Annotated in this window: 10 protein-coding genes and 1 pseudogene; 10 read left to right on the forward strand and 1 reads right to left on the reverse strand. The window is 57.7% G+C overall.

Annotated features, from left to right (window positions below):
- Positions 1-36: 36 nt before the first annotated feature.
- The 6 genes from ampG (at position 37) to cyoE (ending at position 6,780) form a co-directional block, all read left to right on the forward strand.
- The gene (gene ampG / locus Electrica_RS19465) at positions 37-1,512 is read left to right on the forward strand and encodes a muropeptide MFS transporter AmpG (protein WP_141965214.1); all 1,476 of its coding nucleotides are present in this window, start codon (positions 37-39) and stop codon (positions 1,510-1,512) included.
- Between the two features lie 480 nt (positions 1,513-1,992).
- Positions 1,993-2,940: a cytochrome o ubiquinol oxidase subunit II gene (gene cyoA, locus Electrica_RS19470; RefSeq protein WP_100683128.1), complete on the forward strand. Its 948-nt coding sequence runs from the start codon at positions 1,993-1,995 to the stop codon at positions 2,938-2,940.
- 19 nt (positions 2,941-2,959) lie between these two features.
- Positions 2,960-4,951 (forward strand): cytochrome o ubiquinol oxidase subunit I, encoded by a 1,992-nt coding sequence (gene cyoB, locus Electrica_RS19475; protein ID WP_131047494.1) that lies wholly within the window; start codon positions 2,960-2,962, stop codon positions 4,949-4,951.
- Entirely contained in the window at positions 4,941-5,552 is a 612-nt protein-coding gene (locus Electrica_RS19480; RefSeq protein WP_100683126.1) for a cytochrome o ubiquinol oxidase subunit III, read from the forward strand. The genes cyoB and Electrica_RS19480 overlap by 11 nt, the downstream gene beginning before the upstream one ends.
- Positions 5,552-5,881, forward strand: coding sequence for a cytochrome o ubiquinol oxidase subunit IV (locus Electrica_RS19485; RefSeq protein WP_100683125.1), 330 nt, complete (start codon positions 5,552-5,554; stop codon positions 5,879-5,881). Before Electrica_RS19480 ends, Electrica_RS19485 begins: the two co-directional genes overlap by 1 nt.
- 11 nt (positions 5,882-5,892) lie before the next feature.
- Positions 5,893-6,780 (forward strand): heme o synthase, encoded by an 888-nt coding sequence (cyoE, locus tag Electrica_RS19490; RefSeq protein ID WP_100683124.1) that lies wholly within the window; start codon positions 5,893-5,895, stop codon positions 6,778-6,780.
- Positions 6,781-6,831: 51 nt separating this feature from the next.
- Here cyoE and Electrica_RS19495 read toward each other — a convergent pair whose 3' ends face one another.
- On the reverse strand, positions 6,832-7,590 hold the full coding sequence (locus tag Electrica_RS19495; RefSeq protein ID WP_100683123.1) for an IclR family transcriptional regulator domain-containing protein: 759 nt from the start codon (positions 7,588-7,590) through the stop codon (positions 6,832-6,834).
- 152 nt (positions 7,591-7,742) lie between these two features.
- Here Electrica_RS19495 and Electrica_RS19500 point away from each other — a divergent pair, with 152 nt between their 5' ends.
- From Electrica_RS19500 to Electrica_RS19515, 4 genes and pseudogenes are all read left to right on the forward strand, one after another.
- On the forward strand, positions 7,743-8,564 hold the full coding sequence (locus Electrica_RS19500; protein WP_141965215.1) for a shikimate dehydrogenase family protein: 822 nt from the start codon (positions 7,743-7,745) through the stop codon (positions 8,562-8,564).
- Positions 8,561-10,236: pseudogene (locus Electrica_RS19505) on the forward strand (FAD-dependent oxidoreductase). Before Electrica_RS19500 ends, Electrica_RS19505 begins: the two are co-directional and overlap by 4 nt.
- 13 nt (positions 10,237-10,249) lie before the next feature.
- A complete protein-coding gene (locus Electrica_RS19510; protein WP_131047491.1) occupies positions 10,250-10,570 on the forward strand; it encodes an NIPSNAP family protein in 321 nt (106 codons plus the stop codon).
- Positions 10,571-10,580: 10 nt separating this feature from the next.
- Positions 10,581-12,284 carry an FAD-dependent oxidoreductase gene (locus Electrica_RS19515; protein WP_141965216.1) on the forward strand — a complete coding sequence of 568 codons (1,704 nt, stop codon included), beginning with the start codon at positions 10,581-10,583 and terminating at the stop codon, positions 12,282-12,284.
- The last annotated feature ends 17 nt before the right edge of the window (positions 12,285-12,301 follow it).

The following is a 12,301-nucleotide window of genomic DNA, read 5'->3' on the forward strand; positions in this document are numbered from 1 at the left end:
CAAACCCGGCCTCGCGCCGGGTTTGCGTCATAAGCTATGTCCAACCACTACTTACGCATTTTCCAGCAGCCTAAATCAGCTATTTTGCTGATCCTTGGGTTTGCTTCCGGTTTGCCTCTCGCGCTGACCTCCGGCACGCTCCAGGCGTGGATGACCGTTGAAAATATCGATCTGAAAACGATCGGCTTCTTCTCACTGGTTGGTCAGGCCTACGTCTTTAAGTTCCTCTGGTCGCCGGTGATGGACCGCTACACGCCGCCGTTCCTTGGCCGACGCCGCGGCTGGCTGCTGACCACCCAGTTTCTGCTGCTTATCGCCATTGCCGCGATGGGGTTCCTTGAGCCCGCCAGCCAGCTCCGCTGGATGGCGGCATTAGCGGTAACGATCGCCTTCTGCTCCGCATCGCAGGATATCGTCTTCGACGCCTGGAAAACCGATGTGCTGCCGGCCGAGGAGCGTGGCGCTGGCGCGGCCATCAGCGTACTGGGCTATCGCCTGGGGATGCTGGTATCCGGCGGTCTGGCGCTGTGGCTGGCTGACCGCTGGCTCGGCTGGCAGGGAATGTACTGGCTGATGGCCGTGCTGCTGATTCCCTGCATTATCGCCACCTTACTGGCGCCAGAACCGAGCGATGTCATTCCGGCGCCGAAAAGCCTCGAACAGGCGATCGCCGAACCGCTGCGCGATTTCTTCGGACGCAACAACGCCTGGCTGATCCTGCTGTTAATCGTCCTTTATAAGCTCGGCGATGCCTTTGCGATGACGCTGTCCACCACGTTTTTGATTCGCGGAGTCGGTTTTGATGCCGGCGAGGTCGGAATGGTCAATAAAACGCTGGGACTTTTCGCGACGATTGTTGGCGCGCTGTACGGCGGCATATTAATGCAGCGCCTGACCCTGTTTCGCGCCCTGTTGATTTTCGGCGTGCTGCAGGGTGCCTCCAATGCCGGCTACTGGCTGCTGTCGATTACCGATAAACATCTTTATTCCATGGCGACGGCGGTCTTTTTCGAAAACCTGTGCGGCGGTATGGGCACGGCGGCGTTTGTCGCCCTGTTAATGACGCTGTGTAATAAATCGTTTTCCGCCACCCAGTTTGCTTTGCTGTCCGCGCTATCGGCAGTCGGTCGCGTGTACGTCGGGCCGATTGCCGGTTGGTTCGTCGAAACGCACGGTTGGCCAACGTTTTATCTGTTCTCTGTCTTTGCCGCCGTCCCGGGGATCCTGCTGCTGCTGCTCTGTCGGCAAACCCTGGAGTACACGCAGCGCACCGGCAACTTCATCCCGCGCACGCAATATCCGCAGACCTATGCCCTGGCGCTGCTGATTCTGGCTACGGGTTCGCTGATGCTGGGCGTATGGCTGTTGCTGCTGATACTCAATGCCCTCGACTTCACCGCTTTTTCCTTCCTGCCCATGCTGCTGGAAATTGCGGCCATCACCGCTATCGTCGGCATTGTGCTCGGAAGTCTGCTTGACTACCTGGCGTTGCGGAAGAGCGCGCTGATTTAACGCGCACTTGTGGTGTTATTAGCCGTTGTAATCACTGATCGTAATTATAACGGCTTATTAACGATTTTATATTGTTCATTTTTCATTTGCTGTTTTGTGCGCTTTGCATTTTGGGAAGTTATTGACAACTTTTACTCAAAACATTAAATAATTTAACCGATTCAGCAAAAACTGATTTAATATCGCCATAGCGCAATGTCTTTTATTTGATAATTAATTGTTAATTAGTTGTGTTATTTTTTGGTGTTTATACTCATTACCTCATAAGCCAATAGCTTCTTATCTCTTTCGTTATAGATCCCGCATATAGCGGGCGTTGCAAGCATTAGCATCACACTCAGTTACATATGTGACAAAGCGAGCAGAACCTGCTAACACAGAACTGACACAGCTCCAATCATGTTTACAGTAATGCAACCTTCCCGTAAAATGCCCGAACACTTTAAGCGCCACCAGATTCCGTGGAATTGAGGTCGTTCAATGAGACTTAGGAAATACAATAAAAGTTTGGGATGGATGTCATTAATCGCAGGTACTGTATTACTCAGTGGTTGTGATTCTGCGCTCCTTGACCCAAAAGGACAGATTGGACTGGAGCAACGTTCTCTGATACTGACGGCCTTTGGCCTGATGATGATTGTCGTTATTCCCGCCGTCTTAATGGCAGTAGGATTTGCCTGGAAGTATCGTGCGAGTAATAAAGATGCGAAGTATAGCCCGAACTGGTCACACTCCAACAAAGTTGAAGCGGTGGTCTGGACGGTTCCTATTCTGATCATCCTGTTCCTGGCCGTTCTGACCTGGAAAACCACTCACGCACTCGAGCCAAGCAAACCGCTTGCTCACGAAGAGAAACCGATCGTCATCGAAGTCGTTTCGATGGACTGGAAATGGTTCTTCATCTATCCGGAACAGGGTATTGCTACCGTCAACGAAATCGCCTTCCCGGCGAACGTACCGGTACACTTCAAAGTGACCTCTAACTCCGTGATGAACTCGTTCTTTATCCCACGTTTAGGCAGCCAGATTTACGCAATGGCCGGGATGCAGACTCAGCTGCACCTCATCGCGAATGAAGCTGGCACTTATGACGGTATCTCCGCAAGCTATAGCGGCCCGGGCTTCTCTGGTATGAAGTTCAAAGCTATCGCCACGCCGGATCGTGCAACCTTCGATCAGTGGGTAGCGAAAGCGAAACAGTCGTCGAACACCATGGACTCCATGGCGGCTTTCGACAAACTGGCTGCGCCTAGCGAATACAACAAAGTGGAATACTTCTCTGACGTGAAACCGGATTTGTTTAAGGATGTTGTGAACAAATTTATGTCTCATGGCAAGAGCATGGATATGTCCCAACCTGAAGGCGAGCACGCAGCGCACGAAGGGATGGAAGGCATGGACATGAGCCACGCGGAAACCGCTCACTAAGGGGCCGAGGAAGAAAACGATGTTCGGAAAACTTACACTGGATGCAGTGCCCTACCATGAACCCATTATTGTGGTTACGGTGGCTGCGATTATCATCGGGGGACTGGCGCTTCTGGCGGCAATCACTTACTTCGGTAAGTGGTCCTACCTTTGGAATGAATGGCTGACTTCGGTCGACCACAAAAAACTGGGTATCATGTACGTTATCTTAGCCATCGTGATGTTGCTACGTGGCTTTGCTGACGCCGTTATGATGCGTAGCCAGCAGGTACTGGCCTCGGCCGGGGAAGCTGGCTTCCTGCCGCCTCATCACTACGATCAGATCTTTACCGCCCACGGCGTTATCATGATCTTCTTCGTAGCGATGCCGTTTGTTGTCGGCCTGATGAACCTCGTGGTTCCTCTGCAGCTCGGCGCGCGCGACGTGGCCTTCCCGTTCCTCAACAACCTGAGCTTCTGGTTCACCGTTGTCGGCGTAATTCTGGTTAACCTCTCTCTGGGCGTCGGTGAATTCGCACAGACAGGTTGGCTGGCCTATCCGCCGCTGTCGGGAATCGAGTACAGTCCGGGCGTTGGGGTCGATTACTGGATCTGGGCTCTCCAGCTCTCCGGTATTGGTACGACGTTAACCGGTATTAACTTCTTTGTAACGATTATCAAGATGCGTGCCCCTGGCATGACCATGTTCAAGATGCCGGTATTTTGCTGGGCATCTCTGTGCGCCAACATCCTGATTATCGCCTCCTTCCCAATTCTGACCGTCACTATCGCGCTGCTGACCCTGGACCGCTACCTGGGCACCCATTTCTTTACCAACGATATGGGTGGCAACATGATGATGTACATCAACCTGATTTGGGCCTGGGGCCATCCGGAAGTGTATATCCTGGTTCTGCCGGTCTTCGGGGTGTTCTCCGAAATCGCGGCGACCTTCTCGCGTAAACGTCTGTTTGGCTACACCTCGCTGGTCTGGGCAACAGTCTGTATTACCGTTCTGTCGTTCATCGTTTGGCTGCACCACTTCTTCACTATGGGTGCCGGCGCGAACGTTAACGCCTTCTTCGGTATTACCACCATGATTATCGCCATCCCGACCGGGGTTAAGATTTTCAACTGGCTGTTCACCATGTACCAGGGCCGCATTGTCTTCAACTCAGCAATGATGTGGACTATCGGCTTCATCGTCACCTTCTCTGTCGGTGGTATGACCGGCGTACTGCTGGCGGTACCGGGCGCGGACTTCGTGCTGCACAACAGTCTGTTCCTGATTGCCCACTTCCATAACGTCATCATCGGCGGCGTGGTATTTGGTTGCTTCGCGGGTCTGACCTACTGGTGGCCGAAAGCCTTTGGCTTCACGCTGAACGAAACCTGGGGCAAACGCGCCTTCTGGTTCTGGATAATCGGCTTCTTCGTGGCGTTTATGCCGCTGTACGTACTGGGCTTTATGGGGATGACCCGTCGCCTGAGCCAGCAGATTGACCCGCAGTTCCATCCGATGCTGGTTGTTGCGGCCTGCGGCGCGGCGCTGATTGCCTGCGGTATCCTCTGCCAGCTGATTCAGTTCTACGTCTCTATCCGCGATCGCGAGCAGAACCGCGACCTGACCGGTGACCCGTGGGGCGGCCGTACGCTGGAGTGGGCAACCTCTTCTCCGCCGCCGTTCTACAACTTCGCCATCGTTCCTCACGTCCACGAGCGCGATGCGTTCTGGGAAATGAAAGAAAAAGGCGAAGCGTATAAGAAACCGGCTGGCTATGAAGAGATTCATATGCCGAAAAACAGCGGCGCGGGCATCGTTATTGCTGCTTTCGCAACGGTGTTTGGTTTCGCGATGATCTGGCACATCTGGTGGATGGCGATTGCAAGCTTCGTCGGTATCCTGGTGACCTGGATTATTAAGAGCTTTGACGAGGACGTGGATTACTACGTGCCGGTTGCAGAAGTCGAAAAACTGGAAAATCAGCATTTCGACGAGATTAACAAAGCAGGGCTGAAAAATGGCAACTGATACTCTTGCGCATAACGCCCACGCGCACGAACACGGGCACCACGATACAGGGCCGATGAAGGTATTCGGCTTCTGGATCTACCTGATGAGCGACTGCATTATCTTCGCTACCCTGTTTGCGACCTATGCCGTTCTGGTGAACGGCACGGCTGGCGGACCGAGCGGTAAAGATATTTTCGAACTGCCGTTCGTTCTGGTTGAAACCGCGCTGCTGCTGTTCAGCTCCATCACCTACGGCATGGCGGCTATCGCCATGTACAAAAACAACAAAAGCCAGGTGGTTTCCTGGCTGGCGCTGACCTTCCTCTTCGGGGCAGGGTTCATCGCGATGGAACTGTATGAATTCCATCACCTGATTGTTGAAGGTATGGGCCCGGATCGCAGCGGCTTCCTGTCAGCGTTCTTCGCGCTGGTCGGTACCCACGGTCTGCACGTCACCTCTGGTCTTATCTGGATGGCGGTGCTGATGGTTCAGGTTTCACGTCGCGGTCTGACCAACACTAACCGTACCCGTATCATGTGCCTGAGCCTGTTCTGGCACTTCCTGGACGTAGTGTGGATCTGCGTGTTCTCGGTTGTCTATCTGATGGGGGCAATGTAATGAGTCATTCTGGCGATCATCACGGCGCTTCTCACGGCAGCGTAAAGAGCTACATGACAGGGTTCATCCTGTCGATCATTCTGACGGCGATTCCGTTTGCTATGGTTATGAGTGGCTCCGCATCGCATGCGGCTATTCTGGGAACTATCCTCGTCACTGCTGTTGTGCAGATTGTGGTACACCTGGTGTACTTCCTGCACATGAACAGCAAGTCTGACGAAGGTTGGAACCTGACCGCGTTTATCTTCACCGTAATCATCATTGCTATCGTTGTTGTGGGCTCCATCTGGATTATGTGGAACCTGAACTACAACATGATGATGCACTAAGAGCGGCAAGTATGTTTAAGCAATACCTGCAAGTAACGAAACCTGGCATCATTTTTGGCAACCTGATCTCCGTGATCGGCGGTTTCCTGTTGGCCTCCAAAGGTCACATCGACTATCCGCTGTTTGCATGGACACTCCTTGGGGTGTCCCTGGTGGTCGCCTCGGGTTGTGTATTCAACAACTACATCGACCGCGACATCGATCGTAAGATGGAACGGACGAAAAACCGGGTGCTGGTCAAAGGGCTGATCTCGCCACAAGTTTCGCTGGTATACGCCACCTTGCTGGGTATTGCTGGCTTCATGCTCCTGTGGTTCGGCGCGAATCCCCTGGCCTGCTGGCTGGGGGTCATGGGGTTCGTGGTTTATGTCGGGGTCTACAGCCTGTACATGAAACGCCACTCCGTCTACGGTACGCTGATTGGTTCTCTCTCCGGCGCGGCGCCGCCGGTGATTGGCTACTGCGCGGTAACCGGTCATTTCGATAGCGGCGCGGCGATTTTGCTGGCTATCTTCAGCCTGTGGCAGATGCCTCACTCCTACGCCATCGCGATTTTCCGCTTTAAGGATTATCAGGCGGCGAACATTCCGGTGCTGCCGGTGGTGAAAGGCATTTCCGTGGCGAAGAACCACATTACGCTGTACATCGTGGCTTTTGCTGTCGCCACGCTGATGCTCTCTCTGGGCGGTTACGCCGGGTATAAATATCTGGTCGTGGCGGCCGCGGTGAGCGTCTGGTGGCTGGGGATGGCGCTGCGCGGTTACAAAGTGGCGGATGATAAAGTCTGGGCGCGTAAGCTGTTCGTCTTTTCTATCGTCGCCATTACCGCGCTGTCGGTCATGATGTCCGTCGACTTTATGGTGCCCGATTCACACAATCTGCTGGCCTACGTCAGATAAGATTGTCGCTCTGACAAACCCCGCTCCGGCGGGGTTTTTTATTGCCCGGAGTTATCCCACCAGCATCGCCTGCGCGCTATAGAGCAGATCCAGATGGTCGCGACACAACGCATCCAGCGAAGTCCGCGACTGGTGAGAAGTCAGGCTCAGCGCCCCCCAGTACAGCCCTTCCCTGTCGGATAAAGGCACCGCCAGAACCAGCATCCCAATTTCAAACTCCTGCTCGATAGCGGCAAACCCCTGGCGCCGCACCACAGCAATTTTCTCCATCAGCATCGCCACGTCCGTCACCGTATACGGCGTGCGCTGTTCACGCTTAATACGCCGCAGAATCCTCTCGCACTCCTCTTCCGGCAGCGAGGCCAGCCAGAGTCGCCCGCCGGCGGTGCAAAATATCGGCACCCGCTCCCCTAACCGCACCGAGGTCGAGTTAAACGGCGTATGTTTGCTGCGCGCGATATACACCAGTTCATCTTCATCAACCACCCCCACCGACGCATGTTCTTCGGTGCGGCTGGCAATGTACTCAACGATGGGACGGACCATACGCGGAAACTGTGCCGAATCGACATACGCCTGACCGAGGCGCAGCGCTTTTGGCGTCAGCCAGTAAGCGCGACCGTCGGTCTGCACATAGCGCTCGTGCAGCAGCGTCAGCAGAAAACGTCGTGCGGCGCTCTGCGTCAGGCCGCTCATTTTCGCCGCCTGAGGCACGGTGAGACGGGGAAACTCTTTGGAGAAAAGCTGAATCAAGGCCAGTCCTTTTTGCAGACCGACTATCAAATCGCGCGGATGTATTGTGTTTTGCATATCAGCTCACATTTTTGCAACATTACCATCGATTCACTGCGATTATCGCAGTGGTGGTGCGATTAACAACCAATACGTCCGAATTCTGCGTTGTCGCTCTCAGGTTCCGCTGGAATACTTTCACAACATTCATTTAACAAATGAGGTTTGAAATGGTCAGTGGATTCACGCAGGTGGTTGCCGTTATCGGCCATCCGATTACTCAGGTTAAATCCCCGGAGAACTTCAACCGCTACTTTGCCGACCAGCAGATGGACAGCGTCATGATCCCGGTCGATATCGCCCCGGAAGCGGTGGCGGATTATTTGCTGGCGTTACGTGGATGGCTGAACATGAGCGGCGTACTGGTCACCGTGCCGCACAAACAGCGCGCCGCCGCGCTGGTTGATGAGCTAACGCCGCGCGCCCGTCATCTCAACGCGGTGAATGTCATTCGCAAACTGGCGGATGGCCGCCTGCAGGGCGATATGCTGGATGGCGTCGGCTTCTCGCTTGCCGCGGCGGCCCACGGTTTTCAGGCTGAAGGGAAGACCGCGCTGCTCTCCGGCTGCGGCGGCGTCGGCAGCGCCATCGCCTGGGGACTGTGTGAAGCCGGGATTCGCCAGCTGGCGCTACACGACCAGAATCCGGCCACGTTACAGCTGCTGCATAACCGCCTCGCCACCCATTTCCCCCAGGTCCATCTCACTACGCTGCCCGACACCCTGAGCGGCCTTGATCTGCTGGTGAACGGCTCCCCGGCCGGGATGGCAAACTTCGATCCGCTGCCGCTGCCGCAGGCTTTACTGGAGAGTCTGAGTCCGACAACCCACGTCGCGGACGTCGTGACCGCACCGGCGATCACGCCGCTGCTGGCTTTCGCCCAGGCGCGCGGCTGCGTAGTACAAACCGGCCCCGAAATGGCGCTGGCGCAGATGAAACTCATGGGGCAGTTCATCGGAGCCATCCCGCGGGAACAAGGAGCCGCGGCATGAAAAGCTGGGATGTGATTGTCATCGGTAGCGGCGCCGGCGGGTTTGCCGCCGCCGTCACGGCCTGCTGCAAAGGGCTGTCGGTGCTGATGCTGGAAAAAGCGCCGCAGTTTGGCGGCACCTCGGCGATTTCCGGCGGAGCGGTATGGATCAACGATACCGACCAGGCACGCGCGCAGGGGAAAAGCGGCACCGCGGACGCGATCAAAACCTACCTGAAAACCATCATCGGCGAACAGAACTATCGTCCGGACATCGTCGATGCGTTTGTCACTTCCGGGCGCGAGGCGCTGGCGTTCCTCGAACAAGAGGGCGCGGTGAAGTACAGTCTGCGCCCCTCTCACCGGACTATTACCCTGATGAGCCGGGCGCCGTGGACTGCGGACGCGCACTGGAAGTTGTGGAGTACGACGGGCGCCAGCTCGGCGATCGCTTTCGCGATCTGCGCTCTCCCCCACCGGGGATGCTGTTATTTGGCGGCATGATGGTCAACCGCGTGGATATCCAGCATTTTCTGGAGATGCGCCGCTCGCTGCGCTCGTTATCGCACTGCGCGAAGCTGCTGCTGCGCTATGCGCGCGATCGCCTCAGCCACCCGCGCGGTACCCGGCTGGCGATGGGTAATGCCCTAATTGCCCGCATGGCCACCGTGGCGCTGCGCAAAGGCATGACGCTCCGGCTCAACGTCAACGTCCTTTCGCTGGTTGAACACGAGGGCGCGGTCACCGGCGTCAATATTGAATGCGACGGCCAACAGGAGACCTTACAGGCGCGCTGCGGCGTGGTGCTGGCCGCCGGCGGCTTTGCCGCAGGAGCGCTGGCGGCACGCTACCGGCCGCATACCCGCGAGCATTACTCCATGTCACCTGCCGCCAATGATGGCGCCGCATTCCGTCTCGCCGGCGCACTCCATGCCTGTGAAGGCGCCGACCTGTCGTCCAATTTTTTCTGGGCGCCGGTGTCGGTACTGCGCCACGCCGACGGGCGCGAAGAACGCTTCCCGCACCTGGTCACCGACCGGGCCAGGCCGGGGGTTATCGCCGTCAACCAAAAGGCGGAACGTTTCGTCAACGAATCAAACTCTTACCACCATTTCGCCAGCGCCATGCAAAGCCAACCCGAAAACGCCCCCTGTTTTCTGATCTGCGATGCTCTGGCGATGAAACGCTACGGCCTCGGTCTTGCCCGGCCCGCGCCGGTGAACAACGATGCGCTGATCGAGGCCGGCTACCTGCACAAAGCGGACTCCCTCGCCCGGCTTGCTCAACAGCTGGGGCTTGACGCACAAGCGCTCGCCGGGACGGTGGCCCGCTACAATCGCGATGCCGCGCAGGGAGAGGATCCGCAATTCGCCAAAGGCGGCAACAGCTATAACCGCGCGATGGGCGATCCGGCCCATCTGCCGAACGCCTGCAATGCCCCGCTGCTGAACGCTCCATTTTATGCCATCACCCTCTACACCGGTGATCTGGGCACCTCGCGCGGGCTGGTCACCAGCGAGAATGCCCAGGTCCTTAATCAACAACGTCAGCCGATCCAAGGCCTGTATGCCGTGGGTAACGATATGGACTCCATGATGGCGGGCACCTACCCCGGTCCCGGCATCACGCTCGGCCCGGCGCTGACCTTCGGCTATCTCTCTGCCCGCCATATGGCACAACAACAGACCCCATAACAGGAGAAACACCATGATCTATGAAAAACGCACCTACACCCTCAATCCGCTGAAAATGGCCGACTGGCTGGCGCTGTACAAAAGCGATGCTTACGCCGTCCAGACCGAGCACCTCGGCAAGCTGATCGGCTTTTTCTTCACCGAAATCGGCGTGGTCAATCAGGTCGTGCATATCTGGGCTTACGAGAGCCTCGACGATCGCCTGGTACGCCGGGCGCGCATGGCGCAGGACGAACGCTGGCTGACCTTCTCGCGTAAAAACCGCGAGCTGGCGGCCGTTGAGCGGCTGGAGTCGGTCCTGCTGCGTCCTGCTGATTTTTCACCGCTGCAATAAGGGGCCGGAGATGAGCGGGCATAAAAAGGTGGATGTGCTGGTCGTCGGTTCCGGCGCGGCGGGGCTTTCCGCCGCGGTGACCGCCGCCCTCAAGGGTGCCAGCGTCCTGCTGGCCGAAAAGGAGTCGGTTATCGGCGGCACCAGCGCCTGGTCAGGCGGCTGGCTGTGGATACCGCGCAATCTGCTCGCCCGCGAAGAGGGCATCCAGGAGCAAGAGGACGCGCCGCTGACCTATCTGCAGCACGAGATGGGCGGCCAGCCTGCCGATGCGCGCCTGCTCACCTTCCTGCAGCAGGGCCCGGAGATGATCGACTTCTTCCGCCGCCATACGGCGGTGCAGTTTCTCTCCGGCAGTCAGATGCCGGATTTTCACATGTCGCCGGGCTACGCCCAGGGGGGGCGTTCGGTGACGGCACAACCGTTTGATGGACGCTTGCTGGGTGACTGGCTGCACCGCCTGCGCCCGCCGCTGGAGACCATCAGCCTGGCCGGGATGGGCATCGCTGGCGGCAACGATATGGCACACTTTTTTAATGCCACCCGCTCCCCGCGATCGGCGGTGTATGCCGCCCGGCGTCTGCTGCGTCACGGCTGGCAACGACTGCGCGCTGGCCGCGGGCAGCATCTGGTTAACGGTAACGCGCTGATTGGCCGCCTGCTGCGGTCGGCGCTCGACGCAGGCGTCAGTATTCAACTGAATGCCCCTGTCGTTCGCCTGCTGACATCATCGGCTGGGGTCAGCGGCGCGGTACTGCGCAGCGATGATGGCGATATTGAGGTTCAGGCCGATGCCGTAATCCTCGCCTGCGGCGGCTTTCCGCACGATCGTCAGCGCCTGGCGCAGCAGGTTCCGCACGCGGCGGGCGGCTACGGTCACTTCTCCGCCGCGCCGCCGGGTAATCAGGGCGACGGTATCCGGCTCGGGGAATCGGTCGGCGGTCAGTTCGACGCCTCGCTCAAACACGCCATGGCCTGGGCGCCGGTCTCCCGCGTCACCCTCGCGAGCGGCCTGCAGCTGGTCTTCCCGCACCTGGTGGAACGCGCTAAGCCGGGGTTTATCGCCGTCTTGCCCAACGGCAGGCGTTTTACCAATGAGGCCGACTCCTACCACGACTTTATTGCCGCGCTGCTCGCCGCAACGCCTGCGGGAGAACAGCCGGTAGCGTGGCTGCTGGCCGATAGCCGGACGCTACGTCGCTACGGTCTGGGCCACGCCCGCCCCTTTCCGTTTTCACCCGCAGCATGGCTGCGCACGGGCTATCTCCGCTCGGCCCCCACGCTGGCGGCGCTGGCGGAGCAATGCGCCATCGATGGCGGGCAGCTGGTGGAGACGGTGGCGCGCTTTAACGACTGCGCCGCGCGAGGGGAAGACCCGGAATTTCAGCGCGGCGCCTCGGCCTATAACCGGGCGCAGGGAGATGCCAGGCATCCTCATCATCCCACGCTGGGTCCACTGCGCCACGCGCCCTTTTATGCGGTGCGTATATTACCGGGTTCGCTGGGCTCTTTTAGCGGGCTGAAAACCGATGAACAGGCGCGCGTGCTGGATGCGCGTCAACAGCCGATCGCTGGTCTCTACGCCATTGGCAATGATATGTCGAGCGTGATGCAGGGGTACTACCCCAGCGGCGGTATTACGCTCGGCCCGGCCATGACCTTTGGCTATCTGGTGGGGAAAACGCTGGCCGCCAGGATAACAAAAACAGCATCGTAACCGACATCTTACCAGGG

The organism is Klebsiella electrica, from assembly GCF_006711645.1.
Taxonomy (GTDB): domain Bacteria; phylum Pseudomonadota; class Gammaproteobacteria; order Enterobacterales; family Enterobacteriaceae; genus Klebsiella; species Klebsiella electrica.

Coding starts and splice junctions, on each gene's coding strand:
- cyoE (WP_100683124.1), top strand. CDS start 5,893: ATGTTTAAGCAATACCTGCAAGTAACGAAACCTGGCATCATTTTTGGC.
- Electrica_RS19500 (WP_141965215.1), top strand. CDS start 7,743: ATGGTCAGTGGATTCACGCAGGTGGTTGCCGTTATCGGCCATCCGATT.
- Electrica_RS19515 (WP_141965216.1), top strand. CDS start 10,581: ATGAGCGGGCATAAAAAGGTGGATGTGCTGGTCGTCGGTTCCGGCGCG.
- Electrica_RS19495 (WP_100683123.1), bottom strand. CDS start 7,590: ATGCAAAACACAATACATCCGCGCGATTTGATAGTCGGTCTGCAAAAA.
- Electrica_RS19485 (WP_100683125.1), top strand. CDS start 5,552: ATGAGTCATTCTGGCGATCATCACGGCGCTTCTCACGGCAGCGTAAAG.
- Electrica_RS19480 (WP_100683126.1), top strand. CDS start 4,941: ATGGCAACTGATACTCTTGCGCATAACGCCCACGCGCACGAACACGGG.
- ampG (WP_141965214.1), top strand. CDS start 37: ATGTCCAACCACTACTTACGCATTTTCCAGCAGCCTAAATCAGCTATT.
- cyoB (WP_131047494.1), top strand. CDS start 2,960: ATGTTCGGAAAACTTACACTGGATGCAGTGCCCTACCATGAACCCATT.
- cyoA (WP_100683128.1), top strand. CDS start 1,993: ATGAGACTTAGGAAATACAATAAAAGTTTGGGATGGATGTCATTAATC.
- Electrica_RS19510 (WP_131047491.1), top strand. CDS start 10,250: ATGATCTATGAAAAACGCACCTACACCCTCAATCCGCTGAAAATGGCC.